The organism is Variovorax sp. KBS0712, from assembly GCF_006323185.2.
GTDB lineage: Bacteria > Pseudomonadota > Gammaproteobacteria > Burkholderiales > Burkholderiaceae_C > Variovorax > Variovorax boronicumulans.
Map to the genome: position 1 here is coordinate 725662 of NZ_VCCD02000003.1, position 19498 is coordinate 745159.

A 19498-nucleotide genomic window follows, 5' to 3' on the forward strand; every position below is an offset into this window, starting at 1 on the left:
TCGGGGAAATGGACGAACCATGACAGCTTTGCGACGGAAATACGGCGACTCAATGGCAAATTGGTGACGGTTACAAAATCGATGAGAACGACCGCTTTGTTCACGAATGCCCCATGCCTCATATTTCCGGAGCTATTCGACTCGGTTGTTCTCGTCTATGCAGATCCGCAGGGGACTCTACTGCCGCGAGACGCCTAGAGCTCGCCCGAGGTCATAGGTGTCGAGCGCTGGTGTTCCGACCACCCCACATAGGGCGGCGACATCACTGCCTTAGCCTCGACATTGCACCGGGAACGTCTGCGCACCATTCACGAGAAGCCAGATAGTGCGCGTGATGCCGTCGCCAAAGGCAACACATGGGGAGCTGTTCGGAGGCTCAAGTCCCGAGGAGCGGCGCAGGATCCACCACGGCTACTTTCGCGATTGCGAAGAGGTCGCACGGCAAACCTAGGCGCCATCTTGGCCAAGACGGATCACATACCGTTCGGGTTCCCCCCTTCAGGGGCAGTTACGTCGTCAAGGACGGTCGACGTTTTGATGCCCTTGACATCAACGCCCTCCTAATCATCCGTCCGGCGCTTCTGTCCATGAACCTGCGTCCCGTCGACTTCAAGGCCAAACCGGTGCAGTGGGAGGTTGCCGCCGCTCGGGTCATTGTTCCTGGATCAATGAAACTGTCCATCGCGACCATCTCTCAGGACGCCGACGACTGGATAGAGTCAGCGTGCTAGCCCCCCCCGACGACGAGGGCATCGAACTTGATGCATTCCCACGTGCGCTGTGGCCTAGCAATCGCGAGCTTGGCATGCCTTAGGTCAAACCACACGCAATGCCCGCTCGCCATACGTCATGGAAACGCGTTACCTTGCGATGATCTAGTTTGCCTACATGGTGCCTACACGGCACCAGAAAGCAAAAAGCCCAACCTGGAAAGGTTGGGCTATCTACTTGATCCTAAAAGGAAAATTTGGTGGCCTGGGGCGGAATCGAACCACCGACACGCGGATTTTCAATCCGCTGCTCTACCAACTGAGCTACCGGGCCATTGTGTGCAGCCTTAAATTATACAGCGCTTCTGCGGCCTCGGGAAAGGTCCACACCCAATTGTTTGAGTTTTCTGTACAGGTGGGTGCGCTCGAGGCCGGTTTTCTCGGCCACGCGGGTCATCGAACCGTTCTCCATCGCCAGGTGGAACTCGAAGTAGGCCTTCTCGAAACCGTCGCGCGCGTCGCGCAGCGGGCGGTCCAGGTCGAAGCTCTGGGTCGACTGCGGACCCGCGTCGGCCACCGGCACGGCCGCCAGCGACGCCATCAGCAGGCTGTCGCCCGTGGTCGTGATGGCGGCGGCCTGGTGGGCGCCCGTGGGCGGCGGCACCACGCCGGCGGCGGTGCGGCGAGCGCTCTCGCGCGCCAGCCCCTGCTCCACCGCCTTGAGCAGCTTCTGCAGCGTGATGGGTTTTTCGAGGAACGCGAAGGCGCCGATGCGCGTGGCATCGACCGCGGTGTCGATGGTGGCGTGCCCGCTCATCATGATGACCGGCATGCTCAGCAGGCCCGCGGTGGACCACTCCTTGAGCAAGGTGACGCCGTCGGTGTCCGGCATCCAGATGTCGAGCAGCACGAGATCGGGCCGGGCGCGTTGTCGGGCCGCGCGGGCTTCGGCGGCGTTTTCCGCGAGCTCCACGTTGTGGCCTTCGTCATTGAGAATTTCGAAGAGCAGGTCCCTGATGCCCAGCTCGTCATCGACCACGAGAATGTTTGCCATGAGTGCTGCTTGTTGTATGCGCTGGTGTGTATTGATCCGCTCCCGATCCAGCCCCTATGCGCTGGATTCGCCGGTACTCAGGCGGACGAAGATTTCGAATCTTCGGTGTGAGCGACCGCTGCCCGCGGTTCGCCTGCCAGCGCGAATGATAGCGAGACTTGCGCCCCCGCCACAGCCCCGTCGACGACACGGTTGGAAAGCTCGATGCGCGCGCCGTGTTCGTCGGCGATCTTCTTGACGACGGCCAGGCCCAAACCGGTACCTTTTGTTTTCGTGGTGACGTAGGGCTCGAAGGCGCGCTTGAGGATGTTTTCGGCAAAGCCGGGCCCGCTGTCCTGCACGGTGAGGCGCACGCGCTGGCCCGAATCGCCCAGCCGGGTGCGGATGACGACCTCGCCCACCCGGCCCGTGCCGCTGGCGGCGGCCTCGGCGGCGTCCTGGGCGTTCTGCAACAGGTTGTGCACGACCTGGCGGATCTGCTGTTCGTCGCCGCGCACGGGCGGGCAGCGCTCGTCGAGCTCCGAGCGCAGCGTGATCGGCAGGTTCTCGGCGTGATACAGCTGCAGCACGTCGGCCAGCAGCGCGTTGAGGTCGACCGGCTTGAGGTCGGCCGCGGGCAGTCGCGCGTAGTCGCGGAATTCGTTCACCAGCCGCTTCATCGCATCGACCTGGTCGACGATGGTCTTGACCGACTTCACCAGGATGGCCTGCTCGGGCGGCTCGACCTTGCCTGAGAGCTTCATCTCGAGCCGCTCGGCCGACAGCTGGATCGGCGTGAGCGGGTTCTTGATCTCGTGCGCGAGGCGGCGCGCCACCTCGCCCCAGGCCTGCGCGCGCTGGGCCGAGACGATTTCAGAGATGTCGTCGAACACCAGCAGCCGCGCATCGCCCGGCAGCTCGGCACCGCGCGCGACGATGTTGATGGCGTCGTCCTGCTGCGGCAGGTCGTGGCCCGTGGCGTGCAGCTCGAAGGCGTGCTGCCAGTGATCGAGGCCGTGCTGCATGCGCTCGACCAGGAACTCGTCGAACTGCTGCTGCACCTTGGCGCCGAAATCGGCCAGCCCCGGCACATCGACCAGCGCCTTGCCTTCATAGGCGGCGAGCGGCGCGCGCAGCACCCGGGTGGCGCCCGGATTGGTGGACAGCACGGTGCCCTTGGCGTCGAGCACGATCACGCCCGAGGTCAGGTTGTCCAGGATGGTCTGCAGGTTGCCGCGGGCGGCGTCGAGCTGGTCCATGGTCTTCTCGACCGCACCGCGCGCGTCAGCCAGCTGCTGGGTCATGACGGCGAAGGATCGCGTGAGGCCGCCCAGCTCGTCCTTGCCCTGCAGCACGGCGGTGGGCCGCAGGTCGCCGGCGGCCACCTGGCGCACGCCGTCGGCCAGCACGAGCAGCGGCCGTGCGAGCTGGTTGCCGAACAGCACGGCCAGCAGCACCGCGCCGAACACGGCGAGGAACAGGCTCAGCGTGAGCGTGCCGATGTACATGCGCCGCAGCCCCTCGCGCGCGAGGGCCCGCTCCTGGTACTCGCGGTTGGCCTCCTGCACGGCCAGGGCGTTGGCGACCACGGCCGGCGGTAGCGGCCGCGTGACCTGCAGGTAGCGCGGCGCAGTGTCGAAGTCGAAGCCCGGGCGCTGCACCATGGCCAGCGCGCGCACGCTGGCACTCGACGGCGTGGCACTGGGCAAGGCGGTTTCCTCCAGGCCCTCGACATGCGCGACGGCGCGGTCGGGTCGCACCTGGCGGAACTGCTGCGCCGTCGGCCGCTCGGGGTTGAGCTGGAAGCGCGACGCGCCGGCGCTGGCCACGAGCTGGCCCGAACCGGTCCAGAGGATCACGTCGCTGGCTTCGAGCTGGTCGCGGATGCGCTCCAGCAGCAGCCCCGCGCTCGCGTCGGGCACCTGCGACAGCTGGGCGCTGGCGGTGCGGGTCTTGGCGGCGAGGTCGTCGGACAGCGAATCGAGCGTCGCCCGACCCAGGTTCAGGCCGGCATCGAGCGCGCCCTCGACCTTGACGTCGAACCAGCTCTCGATCGAGCGCGCGACGAACTGGTAGGACACCACGTAGACCAGCGCCCCGGGCACCACCCCCACGAGCGCGAAGATGGCAGCGAGCTTGATCAGCAGCCGGCTGCCGAACTTGCCCTGGCGCAACCGCCGCAGCAGCCGGAACGCGACCCAGCCGATCACCAGCACCAGCAGCACGGCCACCACCACGTTGATGCCGAACAGGCGCACGTAGTAGCGCTCGTACAGCGCGCGGTTGTTGGTGGCCTGGGCCAGCAGGAACATCAGCACCAGGCCGATGGCCGTGACCATCGCGGCGCCGACGCCCACGGCCCAGCGCAGCGCGCGCGAGCGGCGGGCGGCAGGCGTGGCCGCGGCGCCGCTGCGCGGCTTGCTGCTCACCGCTGCTTCTCCAGCGGCAGCCGGGCGGTGCGCTCGGCGGCGATGTTCCACTCGGCCTGCCCGACCATGCCGATCTGGAAAGGACGCGGCAATTGCGAGGTGTCGAGCCGGAAACGGAAGGTGACCTGGTGCAGCGGCTCGTCGCCGATTTCGGCGGCGTCGCCCAGCCGCAGCCGGCCGATGCGCTTGATGGCCTCGAGCGCGTCGCCGAGGCTGTCGAAGTTCTGGTTCAGCGAGATGCCGAAGCCGGCGGCGCCGGTGATCGGCACCGGCGACACATTCAGCCGCCAGCGGCGCGTGAGGGGCTGGTAGGCCAGTCGCATGTGGCGCGCCACCTGGGCGACCTTGCGGTCGGTCCAGTACCAGCGCTCCTGGAAGACCTCGGCCTCGGCCACGAAGTAGATGGCGATGCCTTTGTCGAGCACGTCTTCCACCAGCGTGGGCAGTTCGAACTGCACGGCCGCGCTCAGGTAGACGCCATCGTCGGCCTGCTCCAGGCGCATCTGGCTGATGGTGGCGCCGCCGGCACGGGCCTGGGCGGTGGCGGCGGCCGGGAACAGGGCCATCCACAGGGCCCAGGCCAGCCACAGGCCGGCCAGCAGGATCGACCGGCGGCCGTCAGTGCGGCGCGGGTTTTTCAAGCAGGGCGTAGAAGAAGCCGTCGTGGTCACCAGAGGGATTGTCCGGGACGCCACGGGCATTCGCCCCACTTTGAGGCAGCAAGTGTCCCGGGGACGGCAGCAAACGGGCGTCGGTGTTGCGTACAAGAAACGCATCAATTTGTTGCGAGCCTTCTTCGCGGAACACGGAACAGGTGCAATAAAGCAGCCGGCCGCCGGGCCGCACGAGCGGCCACAGCGCGGCAAGCAGCATCGCCTGCTGGGTCGCCAGCTGGGCCGTGTCGCTCTCGCGGCGCAGCCAGCGCACGTCGGGATGGCGCCGCACGATGCCAGAGGCGGTGCACGGCGCGTCCAGCAGGATGGCGTCGAACAGGGCGCCGTCCCACCAGTCGGCGGGACGGCCGGCATCGGCCACCACCACCTTGGCCTTCAGGCCGAGGCGCGCCAGCGTCTCGTCGATGCGGCGGCTGCGCACGGCGTCGACCTCCAGCGCGGTCACCTCGACGGCGCCGGGGCCGGCGCGTTCGATCAGGTGCGCGGTCTTGCCGCCGGGCGCGGCGCAGGCGTCCAGCACGCGCAGCGGCGCGGCGCCGGGCGTGGTGGGCAGCAGGCCGTCGAGCAGCAAGGGCGCCGCGAGCTGTGCGGCGGCGTCCTGCACCGAGCAGGCGCCGTCGGCGAAACCGGGCAGCTGCTGCACCGGGCGGGCCCGGGCCAGCTGCAGGCCGTCGGCGCCGACGCGCGTGGCCGCGAGGCCCACCGCTTCCAGTTCCAACAGGTACGCGGCCGGCGTCGATTGCAGCGCGTTGACGCGCAAGGTCATCGGCGCCTGGGCGTTGTCGGCCGACAGCACGCGCTGCCAGTCGCGCGGATGGTCGCGCTTGAGGCGTTCGATCCACCAGCGCGGGTGGTTCCATTGCGCGACCGGTTCGGTGTCGGTGGCGGCCACGAGTTCGTCGCGCTCGCGCAGGAAGCGGCGCAGGCAGGCGTTGATGAAGCTGGCCTGCGCCCGCGTCGCCGGGTTGCGCTTGGCGGCTTCCACGGCCTGGTCGACCAGCGTGAAAGGTTCGTAGGGGGCATGGTCGCTGTGCCAGGCCAGCGCGAGCGCGGTGCACAGCAAGGCGTCGGGCAACGGCGGCGGCGTGCGCTTGGCCAGGTGGCGGCGCAGCGCCTCGGCGCGACCGAGCCAGCGCAGCACCTGGAAGCCCAGGGCCTGCACGCCGGGGCGCAGCGCGGGCTCGACGGCCTCGAACGCGACGGTGCCCGAGGTGCCGGCGCGAATCGACGCCAGCGCCCCTGCGGTCAGTTGCAGTTGGCGCCAGAGCGGCGGTTGTTGCGGCGCCGAGGAGGCGCTGCCCGAAGAGGGGTCGGAGGAGAGATCTGCTGGCAAGTTGGAGCCGATGGTAACGGGCGAGAAAGACAGCACGCCGCGCGGTGGGAATGGAAACGAAGGCGTTACCCGCCTGTCGTCGGGTCAAGGCCGGTCAGAGCAAGGGCGCCGCCGGCCGCAGTCGCACGATCCAGGCCACCAGCAGCGCCGGGAACTGGGCGATGCCTGCGTTGTACTGCGCCACGGCCAGGTTGAACTGGCCGCGCGCGATTTCCGCCGCCGCCGACGGCTCGGGCCAGGCGATGGGCGCAGCCGGATCGGACGCGCCACCCAGGCCGGGCATCAGCGGTGCGGGCCGCGACAGCGTGCCGTCCGCGTCGAACACGGTGACCGCGCCCGGGTACTGGCGTCGCCATGCGGCGATGAGCACCTGCAGCGCGGTGGCCAGCGCCGCCATGCTGCCCGGGTCGAGCGGGCGCACCCGCGTCGCGCCGAGCAGGGTCGCGAGCTGCGTCGTGGCGGCCTGCAACGGCGCCACGGTGGGCGCGCCTTCGGGCGGCGTCTCGGGCCGGGGCGCGGCGGTGATGCTGGCCTGGACGAAATCGAGCTGCTTGCGCAGCGCCACGTCGAGCACGGCGTAGGCCTGGAGCACGGCGGCGCGCAGACGCACCAGCCGGTTGTACGCGCCCACGAACCAGAACAGCAGCAGCGCGGCAACGAGCCATCCGGCCAGCGAATCGGGCAGGACGCTCATCGGAAACAGAACCTCTTGGTCATCGGTCGGAACCCAGGAAACACAAAGAAAAACGCCCCCCGACCAGAGCGGTCGGGGGGCGTGGGCAACCGGTCATGCCGGTGATGCTAACCAGTTATTCGGTCGCGGCGCCTTCGTTGGCGTCGACCGTGCTGGTCGCTGCATCGCTGTCGCCGGAGCCGGCCAGTTCGGCAGCTTCCGACTCGGCGATGGCGCGGCGCTCGGCCTCGTCCATGGCGTCCTTGACCTTGCGGGCCTGGTGGTACGCCATGCCGGTGCCTGCGGGAATCAGGCGGCCGACGATGACGTTTTCCTTCAGACCGCGCAGCTCGTCGCGCTTGCCCATGATCGCGGCTTCGGTCAGCACGCGCGTCGTTTCCTGGAACGAAGCAGCCGAGATGAACGAGTCGGTCGACAGCGACGCCTTCGTGATACCCAGCAGCAGGTTGGTGAACGTCGCGGGGATCTTGCCTTCGGCGCGCAGGGCGTCGTTGGTGTTGAGCATTTCGCTGCGTTCGACCTGTTCGCCGGAGATGTAGCTCGTGTCGCCGATGTTGTCGACCACGACGCGGCGCAGCATCTGGCGAACGATCACCTCGATGTGCTTGTCGTTGATCTTCACACCCTGCAAACGGTACACGTCCTGCACTTCGTCCACGATGTAGCGCGCGAGTTCTTCCGAACCCAGCAGGCGCAGGATGTCCTGCGGGTCCGCCGGACCGTCGACCACGCTTTCGCCCTTGTTCACCACCTGGCCTTCGTGCACCAGGATGTTCTTTTCCTTCGGCACGAGGTCTTCGTAGACGCCGCCTTCGGGATCGGTGATCTGCAGGCGGATCTTGCCCTTGGTCTCTTTACCGAACGACACGGTACCGGTCATTTCGGCCAGCATGCCCTTGTCCTTCGGCGAACGGGCTTCGAACAGCTCGGCCACGCGCGGCAGACCGCCGGTGATGTCTCGGGTCTTCTGACCTTCGACCGGGATGCGTGCCAGCACTTCGCCGGGGCCCACGTCCTGGCCGTCGCGGATCTGCACCAGGGCGCCGATCGGGAAGCCGATCGTCACCGAGTGGTCGGTGCCGGGGATCTTCACTTCGAGGCCTTGGGCGTCGATCAGCTTGACCTGCGGACGCACGACCTTGGCAGCGCCGCGGCGCTTCGGGTCGATCACGACCAGGGTCGACAGACCGGTCACTTCGTCCACCTGCTTGGCAACCGTGAGGCCTTCCTCGACGTTCTCGAACTGCGCCTTGCCGGCGAACTCGGTAATGATCGGGCGGGTCAGCGGGTCCCAGTTGGCGAGCACGTGGCCGGCCTTGATCTGCTGGTCGGCCTTGACCGTCAGCGTGGCGCCGTACGGCACCTTGTGACGCTCGCGCTCACGGCCGTGCTCGTCATGGATGACGATCTCGCCCGAACGCGAAATCACGACCAGCTCGCCCTTGCTGTTGGTCACGTAGCGCATCGTGGCGTTGAAGCCGATCGAGCCGTTCGACTTGGCTTCCACGCTCGAGGCGATGGCGGCACGCGAAGCGGCACCACCGATGTGGAAGGTACGCATCGTCAGCTGCGTGCCGGGTTCGCCGATGGACTGGGCAGCGATCACACCGACGGCTTCGCCGATGTTGATCAGGCCGCCGCGGCCCAGGTCGCGGCCGTAGCAGGTCGCGCAGATGCCGAAACGCGTTTCGCAAGTCAGCGCGGTGCGGACCTTGACTTCGTCGACGCCCTGGGCTTCCAGTGCTTCGATGTTGTCTTCGTCGAACATCTCGCCGGCCTTGAGCAGCACCGAACGGTTTTCCGGGTGCAGCACGTCGTCCGCCGCCGAGCGGCCGAGGATTCGGTCGCGCAGCGACTCGATCACTTCACCGCCTTCGACGATGGCGCGCATCAGGTAGCCGCCGTGCGTGCCGCAGTCCTGCTCGGTCACGACCAGGTCTTGCGTCACGTCGACCAGACGACGGGTCAGGTAACCCGAGTTCGCCGTCTTCAGCGCCGTGTCGGCCAGACCCTTACGGGCACCGTGGGTGGAGATGAAGTACTCCAACACGTTCAGGCCTTCGCGGAAGTTCGCGGTAATGGGCGTCTCGATGATCGAGCCGTCCGGCTTGGCCATCAGGCCCCGCATACCGGCCACCTGGCGAATCTGCGCTGCGGAACCGCGGGCGCCGGAGTCGGCCATCATGTAGATGGAGTTGAACGACTCCTGCTCGACTTCCTTGCCGTGGCGGTCGATGACCTTCTGCTTGGACAGCTTGGCCATCATGACCTTCGACACTTCGTCGCCGGCCTTGCCCCAGATGTCCACCACCTTGTTGTAGCGCTCGCCGGAGGTCACGAGACCGGAGACGTACTGCTGTTCGATCTCCTTCACTTCCTTGGCCGAGCGCTCGATGATGCCGTGCTTCTCAGCGGGCACCAGCATGTCGTCGATCGCGATCGAGATGCCGGCCTTGGTCGCCAGACGGAAGCCGTTTTGCAGCAGCTTGTCGGCGAACACGACGGTCTCTTTCAGGCCGCACTTGCGGAACGAGACGTTGATGAGCTTGGAGATTTCCTTCTTCTTCAGCGCCTTGTTGATGTTCGAGAACGGCAGGCCCTTGGGCAGGATCTCGGACAGCAGGGCACGGCCCACGGTGGTGTCCACGAGCGAGGTCGACGGCGTGAACACGCCGGTTTCCTTGTCCTTGGTGTACTCCGTGATACGCACCGCGACCTTGGCGGTGAGCTCGACTTCGTTGGCGTCGAGTGCGCGCTGCACTTCACCGATGTCGGAGAAGATCAGGCCCTCGCCCTTGCCGTTGATGCGGTCGCGGGTCGTGTAGTACAGACCCAGCACCACGTCCTGCGAAGGAACGATCGACGGTTCGCCCGAAGCCGGGAACAGCACGTTGTTGGAGGCCAGCATCAGCGTGCGGGCTTCCATCTGCGCTTCCACCGACAGCGGCACGTGGACAGCCATCTGGTCGCCGTCGAAGTCGGCGTTGAAGGCCGCGCAAACGAGCGGGTGCAGCTGGATGGCCTTGCCTTCGATCAGGATCGGTTCGAACGCCTGGATGCCCAAACGGTGCAGCGTAGGCGCACGGTTCAGCATGACCGGGTGTTCCTTGATCACTTCTTCCAGGATGTCCCAGACCACCGGCGTGCCCGATTCGACTTCCTTCTTGGCAGCCTTGATCGTCGTCGCGATGCCCATGGCTTCGAGGCGCGAGAAGATGAAGGGCTTGAACAGCTCGAGCGCCATCAGCTTGGGCAGGCCGCACTGGTGCAGCTTGAGCGTCGGGCCCACCACGATGACCGAACGGCCCGAGTAGTCCACGCGCTTGCCCAGCAGGTTCTGGCGGAAACGACCGCTCTTGCCCTTGATCATGTCGGCCAGCGACTTCAGCGCGCGCTTGTTGGCGCCCGTCATGGCCTTGCCACGGCGGCCGTTGTCCAGCAGCGAGTCGACCGCTTCCTGCAGCATCCGCTTTTCGTTGCGCGCGATGATTTCCGGAGCCTTCAGCTCCAGCAGGCGGCGCAGACGCGAGTTGCGGTTGATGACGCGGCGGTACAGGTCGTTCAGGTCGGAGGTCGCGAAGCGGCCGCCGTCCAGCGGCACCAGCGGACGCAGGTCCGGCGGCAGCACGGGCAGCACTTCGAGCACCATCCACTGGGGCTTGATGCCCGACTTGCGGAAGGCCTCGAGCACCTTCAGGCGCTTGGAGTTCTTCTTGACCTTGACTTCGGAGCCGGTCAGGTCGCCGCGCAGGCGTTCGATCTCGCTGTCGAGCTCGATCCCTTCGAGCAGGTCCTTGATGCCTTCGGCGCCCATCTTGGCGATGAACTCGTCACCGTATTCCTTGCGCTTGGCGTCGTAGTCGTCCTCGGACATGATGCCGAACTTCTTCAGCGGGGTCATGCCGGGGTCGGTGATCACGTACGCTTCGAAGTACAGCACGCGTTCGATGTCGCGCAGCGTCATGTCGAGCACGAGGCCCAGACGCGACGGCAGCGACTTCAGGAACCAGATGTGGGCGCAGGGCGCGGCCAGGTCGATGTGACCCATGCGCTCGCGACGCACCTTGGTCTGCGTGACTTCAACGCCGCACTTCTCGCAGATCACGCCGCGGTGCTTCAAGCGCTTGTACTTGCCGCACAGGCACTCGTAGTCCTTGATGGGGCCGAAGATTTTGGCGCAGAACAGACCGTCGCGCTCGGGCTTGAACGTGCGGTAGTTGATCGTCTCAGGCTTCTTCACCTCGCCGAAAGACCACGAACGGATCTTCTCGGGCGAAGCCATGCCGATCTTGATGGCATCGAAATGCTCATCGGGCGTGAATTGCTTGAACAGGTCGAGTAGCGATTTCATAAGACTCTTTCCCTTTTCAACTTAGGAACGCTCGAGCTCGATGTCGAGACCCAGCGAACGAATTTCCTTGACCAGCACGTTGAACGATTCCGGCATGCCGGCTTCGATCGAGTGCTCGCCCTTGACGATGCTTTCGTACACCTTGGTACGGCCTTGCACGTCGTCGGACTTCACGGTCAGCATTTCCTGCAGGACGTAGGCGGCGCCGTAAGCTTCCAGCGCCCACACTTCCATTTCACCGAAACGCTGGCCGCCGAACTGCGCCTTGCCGCCCAGCGGTTGCTGCGTGACGAGCGAGTACGGGCCGGTCGAACGGGCGTGCATCTTGTCGTCCACCAGGTGGTGCAGCTTCAAGAAGTGCATGTAGCCGACGGTGACGGGACGCTCGAACTGGTCGCCGGTGCGGCCGTCGTACAGGTATGCCTGCGTGCGCGTATCGGTCAGGCCCTTGAGCTTGGCGATGTCGTCCGGGTAGGCGAGCTTCAGCATGCCGCGGATTTCTTCTTCCGAGGCGCCGTCGAACACCGGCGTCGCGAAGGTCGCGCCGCTTTGCAGGTTCGCGGCCATGGCGAGCAGCTCGGTGTCGCTCAGCTGGTCGAGCTCTTCCTTGCGGCCCGAGCCGTTGTACAGCTGCTCCATGAACTTGCGCAGCTCGGCCACCTTGGCCTCTTGCTGCAGCAGGTCACCGATGCGCTGGCCGATGCCCTTGCCGGCCCAGCCCAGATGCACTTCGAGCACCTGGCCCACGTTCATCCGCGAGGGCACGCCCAGCGGGTTCAGGCAGATGTCGCACGGCGTGCCGTCGGCCATGTGGGGCATGTCTTCGACCGGAACGATCTTGGACACCACACCCTTGTTGCCGTGACGGCCGGCCATCTTGTCGCCGGGTTGCAGGCGGCGCTTGACGGCCAGGTAGACCTTGACCATCTTGAGCACGCCCGCGGGCAGCTCGTCGCCCTGCGTGAGCTTCTTGCGCTTTTCTTCGAACGCGAGGTCGAAGCTGTGGCGCGTCTGCTCGAGCGAGTTCTTGATCGACTCGAGCTGCGAGGCCACGTCGTCTTCCGCCGGGCGGATGTCGAACCAGTGGAACTTCTCGACCGACGACAGGTAGGCCTTGTCGAGCTTGGTGCCCTTGGCCAACTTGTTCGGGCCGCCGTTGGCGACCTTGCCGGTCAAGAGCTTCTCGATACGGTCGAACGCGTCGGCTTCGACGATGCGCAGCTGGTCGTTCAGGTCGAGGCGGAAGCGCTTGAGTTCATCGTCGATGATCTGCTGGGCGCGCTTGTCGCGCTGGATGCCTTCGCGGGTGAACACCTGCACGTCGATCACGGTGCCTTGCGAGCCCTGGTCCACGCGCAGCGAGGTGTCCTTCACGTCGGAAGCCTTCTCGCCGAAGATGGCGCGAAGCAGCTTCTCTTCCGGCGTCAGCGTGGTCTCGCCCTTCGGCGTGACCTTGCCCACCAGCGTGTCGCCCGGCTGCACTTCGGCGCCGACATAGATGATGCCGGATTCGTCGAGGCGGTTGAGCTGCTGCTCGGCCAGGTTCGGGATGTCGCGCGTGATTTCTTCGGCGCCCAGCTTCGTGTCGCGGGCCATGACCACCAGTTCCTCGATGTGGATCGAGGTGTAGCGGTCTTCGGCGACGACGCGTTCCGAGATCAGGATCGAGTCTTCGAAGTTGTAGCCGTTCCAGGGCATGAACGCGATCAGCATGTTCTGGCCCAGGGCCAGTTCGCCGAGGTCGGTCGATGCGCCGTCGGCCACCACGTCGCCCTTGGCGATTTTGTCGCCGCGCTTGACGATGGGGCGCTGGTGGATGTTGGTGTTCTGGTTCGAACGCTGATACTTGATCAGGTTGTAGATGTCCACACCGACTTCACCGGCTGCCGCTTCGGCGTCGTTCACGCGCACCACGACACGGGTCGCATCGACGTAGTCGACGATACCGCCGCGGGTGGCCGTGACCACGGTGCCCGAGTCGACCGCGGAAACGCGCTCGATGCCGGTCCCGACCATCGGCTTTTCGGGACGCAGCACAGGCACGGCCTGACGCTGCATGTTGGCGCCCATCAACGCGCGGTTCGCATCGTCGTGCTCCAGGAACGGCACGAGCGAGGCGGCCACCGACACGATCTGCGCGGGCGACACGTCCATGTACTGGATGCGCTCGGCACCCACCAGGATCGATTCGCCGGCTTCACGTGCCGAGACCAGGTCGCCGGTCAGCTTGCCGTCCTTGTCCAGGACCGCGTTGGCCTGGGCGATGACGTACTTGCCTTCTTCGATGGCCGACAGGTAGTCGATGTCCATCGTGACCTTGCTGTCGACCACGCGGCGGTACGGCGTCTCGATGAAGCCGTATTCGTTCAGGCGGGCGTACAGGGCCAGCGAGTTGATCAGGCCGATGTTCGGGCCTTCAGGCGTTTCGATCGGGCACACGCGGCCGTAGTGGGTCACGTGCACGTCGCGCACTTCGAAGCCTGCACGTTCACGCGTCAGACCACCCGGGCCAAGGGCCGACACGCGGCGCTTGTGGGTGATTTCGGACAGCGGGTTCGTCTGGTCCATGAACTGCGACAGCTGCGACGCACCGAAGAATTCCTTCAGCGCGGCCGAGATCGGCTTGCTGTTGATCAGGTCGTGCGGCATCAGCGGCTCTTGCTCGGCCTGACCCAGACGTTCCTTCACGGCCTTCTCGATACGTGCCAGACCGGTGCGGTACTGGTTTTCGGCCAGTTCGCCGACGCAACGCACGCGGCGATTGCCCAGGTGGTCGATGTCGTCGACTTCGCCGTTGCCGTTGCGCAGGTCCACGAGGATCTTGACCACGGCTAGGATGTCTTCGTTGGTCAGCACCATCGGGCCGGTCGACTCGTCGCGGCCGACCTTGGCGTTGAACTTCATGCGGCCCACGCGCGACAGGTCGTACGTGTCCGGGTTGTAGAACAGGCGCTGGAACAGGGCCTGCACCGCGTCTTCCGTCGGCGGCTCGCCGGGGCGCATCATGCGGTAGATGGCCACGCGGGCTGCGAACTCGTCGACGGTTTCGTCGATGCGCAGCGTCTGCGAGATGTACGCGCCCTGGTCCAGTTCGTTCGTGTAGATGACCTGGATGTCCTGCACGCCGGCCGTGCGCAGCTTCTTGAGCAGCGCTTCGGTCAGCTCGTCGTTGGCCTTGGCCAGGATTTCGCCGGAGTCGGCGTCGACGATGTTGCGGGCGATGACGCGGCCGACCAGGAAGTCTTCCGGCACGCTGATGTGCGTGGTGCCGCCCTGCTCGAGTTCACGCGTGTGGCGCGCCGTGACGCGCTTGTCCTTGGCGACCACGACCTTGCCCGACTTGTCGGTGATGTCGAAGCGCGCGACTTCGCCGCGCAGGCGCTCGGAGACGAACTCCATCTGCGCGCCGCTGTCCATCAGGCGGAAGTTGTCGTTCACGAAGAAGTTCGCGAGGATCGATTCCGGGTTCAGGCCGATGGCCTTCAGCAGGATCGTGACCGGCATCTTGCGGCGACGGTCCACGCGGAAGTACAGCATGTCCTTCGGGTCGAACTCGAAGTCGAGCCACGAGCCGCGGTAAGGAATCACGCGGGCCGAGAACAGCAGCTTGCCCGAGCTGTGCGTCTTGCCCTTGTCGTGTTCGAAGAACACGCCGGGCGAACGGTGCAGCTGCGAGACGATCACGCGCTCGGTGCCGTTGATGATGAACGAACCCTTGTCGGTCATGAGCGGCACTTCGCCCATGTAGACCTCTTGTTCCTTCACTTCCTTGACCACCTTGGACTGCGAGGTCGACGACTCGCGGTCATAGATGATGAGCTGCACCTTGGCGCGCACGGCCGAGGCGAAGGTCAGACCACGGGTCTGGCACTCACGCACATCGAACGCCGGCTTCGCCAGGTTGTACTCGAGGAACTTCATCTCGACGAAACCGTTGTGCGAGACGATCGGGAAGGCAGCGTCGAACGCGGCCTGCAGGCCTTCGACGGTGCGGTGCTTGGGGGCGATGCCGGCTTGCAGGAACGCGGTGTACGCGTCTTTCTGCATCTGCAGCAGGTAGGGGATTTCGACGACGCTGTCGCGGTTACCGAAACTTTTTCGGATGCGCTTGCGTTCGGTGTAACTGTACGCGGACGATTGGGCCATGAGAGCTCCGGTGCTTGAGATCTTCAGCGACTTGTCAGCAGTGCCGGGCGAACGGCACCACTGCTTGGCGGCTGGCCACTACCAGCCGTTGGCGGACGGCGATGCATTGCACATCGCCCGAACCAAGGGGTCTTCTGCAGTCGGGTTCAGAAGACACTCAAAAATCGTCTTGGCTTTTGCTATTTCATCGACCTTTCGGCCTCTGAAAGAACCGGCGCCAAGCCGGCTTTTGGGTGCGCTCTGAAAGCGGCAAAGGCTGGAGGGCCTTTTCAGGCACCTCCAGCCCTCTAGGGGGTCTGAATTACTTCAGTTCCACCTTGGCGCCGGCATCTTCCAGCTTCTTCTTGGCGGCTTCAGCGTCAGCCTTCGACAGGCCTTCCTTGACAGCCTTGGGAGCGGCTTCCACCAGGTCCTTGGCTTCCTTGAGGCCCAGGCCGGTGATTTCGCGCACGGCCTTGATCGCCGACACCTTGTTCGCGCCAGCATCCATCAGCATGACGTTGAACTCGGTTTGCTCTTCAGCGGCTGCAGCCACTGCGCCACCGCCGGCAGCGGGTGCCGACATGGCTGCGGCGCTCACGCCGAACTTCTCTTCGATGGCCTTGACCAGGTCGTTGAGTTCCAGGACCGTCATTGCGTCGAGCGCGGTCAGAAATGCGTCTTTATCGAATGCCATTTTTGTTTCCTAACAATTGGGTTGAATATTTCAAACGCGAGGCTCAAGCGGCCTGCGCTTCTGCCGGTGCATCGGCGACGGGTGCAGCTTCGCCACCACCGCGCTTCTCGGCCAGCGCCGCGAGCACGCGGGCGGTACGAGAGATCGGGGATTGCATCAAGCCCAGCAATTGCGCCAGCAGCACTTCCTTGGAAGGGATGTTGGCCAGTTGCTTCACGCCGTTGACGTCCAGGGCCTTGCCGCCAAACGCGCCACCGCGAATCACCAACTTGTCGTTGGTCTTCGCGAAGTCGGCCACCACCTTGGCGGCGGCGACTGCGTCTTCGGAAAAGCCGTAGATCAGCGGACCGGTCATCTGGTCGCCGACGACTTCAAATGCGCTACCAGCGACAGCACGGCGTGCCAGGGTGTTCTTCAGAACACTCAGGGTCACACCCTTGCTGCGAGCTTCGCTGCGCAGTTTGGTCATATCGGCCACCGTGATGCCACGGTATTCCGCCATCACGAGCGTTTGAGCTTTAGCGGCGAGGCTGGTCACATCACTGATGACCGCTTCTTTCTCACTGCGATTCAGACTCAAGGTCTACTCCTTTTAATGCGACCTTCGGCCGGGGCCTCGGATCGCGCTTCATGCAGCGACCAACTGTTTCGGAACAAAAATCAAATTCCTTGCAGCGGGATCGCCATCTGCGCTGGATACCGGAAGGATCGATCCGGCCATTAAGTGCAGCGCCCTGCACACCAGCGGTCTTGGATGGCCCGCGGCAACCGAAGCTGCCGCGACCCACCACATTCGCCCTCTCCTTGCGGGATCGGGCCAATCTCTTTAGCTTGCCGAGATGGTTTGCGTGTCCACGCGGACACCCAGACCCATCGTCGACGACACAGCCACCTTGCGCAGGTACACGCCCTTGCTGGTCGCCGGCTTGGCCTTGACCAGAGCGTCGATCAGCGCAGCGAGGTTGCCTTGCAGCTTGTCGTTGTCGAACGAGCGACGGCCGATCGTGCCGTGGATGATGCCGGCCTTGTCGACGCGGAACTGGACCTGGCCAGCCTTGGCGTTCTTGACAGCGGTGGCGACGTCAGGGGTCACGGTGCCAACCTTGGGGTTGGGCATCAGGCCACGCGGGCCGAGGATCTGACCGAGCGTACCGACGACGCGCATGGCATCGGGGGCAGCGATCACGACGTCGAAAGGCATGTCGCCCGCCTTGACCATCGCAGCCAGGTCATCCATGCCGACGATGTCGGCGCCGGCGGCCTTGGCTTCTTCAGCCTTGGCGCCTTGGGCGAACACGGCGACGCGCTTGGTCTTGCCGGTGCCGTTCGGCAGCACGACAGCACCGCGAACCACCTGGTCCGACTTCTTCGCGTCGATGCCCAGTTGCACGGCCACGTCGATCGATTCGTCGAACTTGGCGGTGGCGGCGTCCTTGACGATGACGATGGCGTCAGCCAGGGGGTACAGCTTGTTGCTGTCGACCTTGCCTTCGAGCGACTTTTGCTTCTTGGTGATCTTGGACATTTACACGCCCTCCACATTCACGCCCATCGAGCGGGCCGAGCCGGCGATGGTGCGAACTGCTGCGTCGAGGTCGGCGGCAGTCAGGTCCTTCATCTTGGCCTTGGCAATTTCTTCGAGCTGAGCGCGCGTGATCTTGCCGACCTTGTCGGTGTGCGGACGGGCCGAGCCCTTGTCCAGCTTGATGGCCTTCTTGATCAAGGTGATCGCCGGGGGCGTCTTGATGATGAAGGTGAAGCTCTTGTCAGCGAACGCGGTGATGACCACCGGCAGCGGCAGACCTGGCTCGACGCCTTGGGTTTGCGCGTTGAACGCCTTGCAGAACTCCATGATGTTCAGACCGCGCTGACCCAGTGCGGGACCGATCGGCGGGGACGGGTTGGCCTTACCAGCTGGCACTTGCAGCTTGATGAAGCCGACGATTTTTTTCGCCATGCTTTGCTCCTTGCGGGTGATATCGCCTTGGCTCTCGCCGCGGCTCCCCGGGGTTAAACGACTCTTCGATCAAGACCGCGCGCCGAGTCGGACAACGCGCAGCCGGAAACTGGCAGGCCCGCCCGAAGGCAGGCCATGGGATCAGGTCTTCTCGACCTGGCCGAATTCGAGCTCCACAGGGGTGGCGCGGCCGAAAATCATGACCGACACACTGACCTTGCTCTTCTCGTAGTTGACGTCTTCCACCGTGCCATTGAAGTCGGTGAACGGGCCTTCCTTGACGCGCACGAACTCACCCACGGTGAACTCGACCTTGTGACGCGGCTTCTCGGTGCCCTGCTGCATCTGGTTGACGATGTCCTCGACCTCTTTCTGCGAGATCGGGGCCGGACGGTTCTTGGCGCCGCCCACGAAACCCGTCACCTTGTTGGTGTGCTTCACCAGGTGCCAGCTCTCGTCGTCCATGATCATTTCGACCAGCACGTAACCCGGGAAGAAGCGGCGCTCGGTGGTGCGCTTCTGGCCGTTCTTGATCTCGACCACTTCTTCGGTCGGAACCAGGATGCGGCCGAACTTGTCCTGCATGCCGGCGCGGGTGATGCGCTCGGTGATGTTGCGCTCGACAGCCTTTTCCATGCCCGAGTAGGCATGCACCACGTACCAACGCAGATCAGGGTTGGCAGCGGGGGTCAGGAGAGGGTTCTGCTCCTCTTCCGGCGTGCTCTGCGTGGTTTCAACTGCGTCGTCGGTCATTATTTTCTCCAGCCCAGAATGAGGTCAAAGAACACCCATTCGAGCGTCTTGTCGGTGAGCCAGAGGAAGACGGACATGATCGCCACGAAGGCGAACACATAGGCCGTCATCTGCATCGATTCCTTGCGGGTCGGCCACACGACCTTCTTGACCTCGCGCCACGAGTCACGACCGAAAGCCCACAGCTGACGGCCATTCTCGGAGCTGCCGAAGGCGCCCACGGCCGCGGCCAGGCCGACCAGCAGCGCAGCCCATTGCACCAGCGAGCCTTGGCGCGACAGCAGGTAGAACGCCACGATGGCGCCCACTGCCAGCACCACCGCCGCAGCCAGCTTGGCTTTGTCGGCACCCGTGCTCACGGTTTCGATTTGAGAAGTGGCCATGTCGGCTGATTTCCTGTGGCCTCGCGGCCTTCAATTCAATGCGTCTCTTGAGACGCCGAAGCCCACCGGATCGCGATGGGCTTGTCGGGGTGCCACCTAGGTGGCAGGGGCAGTAGGAATCGAACCTACAACCTTCGGTTTTGGAGACCGACGCTCTGCCAATTGAGCTATACCCCTCCGGTACTCTTTACGCTCGACTTAGATGTCGAGGATCTTGGCCACGACGCCCGAACCCACGGTACGGCCGCCTTCACGGATGGCGAAGCGCAGGCCTTCTTCCATCGCGATCGGGTTGATCAGCTTCACGGTGATGCTGACGTTGTCGCCAGGCATGACCATTTCCTTGTCCGCGGGCAGCT

Annotated in this window: 14 protein-coding genes, 2 tRNA genes and 1 pseudogene; all 17 read right to left on the minus strand. The window is 64.9% G+C overall.

Translation table 11 applies throughout. From position 1 onward, the window contains the following. Window positions 1–270: 270 nt before the first annotated feature. Window positions 271–402, minus strand: a complete 132-nt coding sequence (locus FFI97_RS34470; RefSeq protein WP_409574653.1) for a plasmid fertility inhibition factor family protein — start codon at window positions 400–402, stop codon at window positions 271–273. Window positions 403–968: 566 nt separating this feature from the next. Next, window positions 969–1044, minus strand: a tRNA-Phe gene (locus tag FFI97_RS28135). A gap of 18 nt (window positions 1045–1062) precedes the next feature. Next, window positions 1063–1764 (minus strand): response regulator, encoded by a 702-nt coding sequence (locus tag FFI97_RS28140; RefSeq protein ID WP_062480363.1) that lies wholly within the window; start codon window positions 1762–1764, stop codon window positions 1063–1065. A 77-nt stretch (window positions 1765–1841) separates the two neighbouring features. Then, complete coding sequence (locus FFI97_RS28145) at window positions 1842–4172, minus strand: sensor histidine kinase (protein ID WP_139701537.1); 2331 nt, start codon at window positions 4170–4172, stop codon at window positions 1842–1844. Next, window positions 4169–4813: a DUF4390 domain-containing protein gene (locus FFI97_RS28150; RefSeq protein WP_062480359.1), complete on the minus strand. Its 645-nt coding sequence runs from the start codon at window positions 4811–4813 to the stop codon at window positions 4169–4171. The genes FFI97_RS28145 and FFI97_RS28150 overlap by 4 nt, the downstream gene beginning before the upstream one ends. Beyond that, complete coding sequence (gene rsmB / locus FFI97_RS28155; protein WP_139701539.1) at window positions 4791–6179, minus strand: 16S rRNA (cytosine(967)-C(5))-methyltransferase RsmB; 1389 nt, start codon at window positions 6177–6179, stop codon at window positions 4791–4793. The genes FFI97_RS28150 and rsmB overlap by 23 nt, the downstream gene beginning before the upstream one ends. 94 nt (window positions 6180–6273) lie before the next feature. Beyond that, window positions 6274–6873 (minus strand): LemA family protein, encoded by a 600-nt coding sequence (locus tag FFI97_RS28160; RefSeq protein ID WP_139701540.1) that lies wholly within the window; start codon window positions 6871–6873, stop codon window positions 6274–6276. A 115-nt stretch (window positions 6874–6988) separates the two neighbouring features. Continuing rightward, entirely contained in the window at window positions 6989–11224 is a 4236-nt protein-coding gene (gene rpoC / locus FFI97_RS28165) for a DNA-directed RNA polymerase subunit beta' (protein WP_062479330.1), read from the minus strand. A 21-nt stretch (window positions 11225–11245) separates the two neighbouring features. Continuing rightward, window positions 11246–15370, minus strand: coding sequence for a DNA-directed RNA polymerase subunit beta (gene rpoB, locus FFI97_RS28170; RefSeq protein WP_139701541.1), 4125 nt, complete (start codon window positions 15368–15370; stop codon window positions 11246–11248). A gap of 301 nt (window positions 15371–15671) precedes the next feature. After that, entirely contained in the window at window positions 15672–16046 is a 375-nt protein-coding gene (gene rplL / locus FFI97_RS28175; RefSeq protein ID WP_062479325.1) for a 50S ribosomal protein L7/L12, read from the minus strand. Window positions 16047–16089: 43 nt separating this feature from the next. Then, window positions 16090–16626, minus strand: a complete 537-nt coding sequence (rplJ, locus tag FFI97_RS28180) for a 50S ribosomal protein L10 (protein WP_062479322.1) — start codon at window positions 16624–16626, stop codon at window positions 16090–16092. 246 nt (window positions 16627–16872) lie between these two features. Next, complete coding sequence (gene rplA / locus FFI97_RS28185; RefSeq protein WP_056584630.1) at window positions 16873–17571, minus strand: 50S ribosomal protein L1; 699 nt, start codon at window positions 17569–17571, stop codon at window positions 16873–16875. Further along, the gene (gene rplK / locus FFI97_RS28190; RefSeq protein WP_056584627.1) at window positions 17572–18003 is read right to left on the minus strand and encodes a 50S ribosomal protein L11; all 432 of its coding nucleotides are present in this window, start codon (window positions 18001–18003) and stop codon (window positions 17572–17574) included. It abuts the gene before it with no gap. Window positions 18004–18144: 141 nt separating this feature from the next. After that, complete coding sequence (gene nusG / locus FFI97_RS28195; protein ID WP_062479316.1) at window positions 18145–18756, minus strand: transcription termination/antitermination protein NusG; 612 nt, start codon at window positions 18754–18756, stop codon at window positions 18145–18147. Continuing rightward, window positions 18756–19139, minus strand: a complete 384-nt coding sequence (secE, locus tag FFI97_RS28200) for a preprotein translocase subunit SecE (RefSeq protein WP_062479313.1) — start codon at window positions 19137–19139, stop codon at window positions 18756–18758. The genes nusG and secE overlap by 1 nt, the downstream gene beginning before the upstream one ends. Before the next feature lie 101 nt (window positions 19140–19240). Continuing rightward, window positions 19241–19316: transfer RNA gene (locus FFI97_RS28205), tRNA-Trp, on the minus strand. 21 nt (window positions 19317–19337) lie between these two features. After that, window positions 19338–19498: pseudogene (tuf, locus tag FFI97_RS28210) on the minus strand (elongation factor Tu); the annotation flags it as partial.

What these genes read in the sequence shown, in the direction of transcription:
- FFI97_RS28140 (WP_062480363.1), bottom strand. Translation starts at nt 1,764, where the DNA reads ATGGCAAACATTCTCGTGGTCGATGACGAGCTGGGCATCAGGGACCTG.
- FFI97_RS28160 (WP_139701540.1), bottom strand. Translation starts at nt 6,873, where the DNA reads ATGAGCGTCCTGCCCGATTCGCTGGCCGGATGGCTCGTTGCCGCGCTG.
- rpoC (WP_062479330.1), bottom strand. Translation starts at nt 11,224, where the DNA reads ATGAAATCGCTACTCGACCTGTTCAAGCAATTCACGCCCGATGAGCAT.
- rpoB (WP_139701541.1), bottom strand. Translation starts at nt 15,370, where the DNA reads ATGGCCCAATCGTCCGCGTACAGTTACACCGAACGCAAGCGCATCCGA.
- rplL (WP_062479325.1), bottom strand. Translation starts at nt 16,046, where the DNA reads ATGGCATTCGATAAAGACGCATTTCTGACCGCGCTCGACGCAATGACG.
- rplA (WP_056584630.1), bottom strand. Translation starts at nt 17,571, where the DNA reads ATGTCCAAGATCACCAAGAAGCAAAAGTCGCTCGAAGGCAAGGTCGAC.
- rplK (WP_056584627.1), bottom strand. Translation starts at nt 18,003, where the DNA reads ATGGCGAAAAAAATCGTCGGCTTCATCAAGCTGCAAGTGCCAGCTGGT.
- nusG (WP_062479316.1), bottom strand. Translation starts at nt 18,756, where the DNA reads ATGACCGACGACGCAGTTGAAACCACGCAGAGCACGCCGGAAGAGGAG.
- secE (WP_062479313.1), bottom strand. Translation starts at nt 19,139, where the DNA reads ATGGCCACTTCTCAAATCGAAACCGTGAGCACGGGTGCCGACAAAGCC.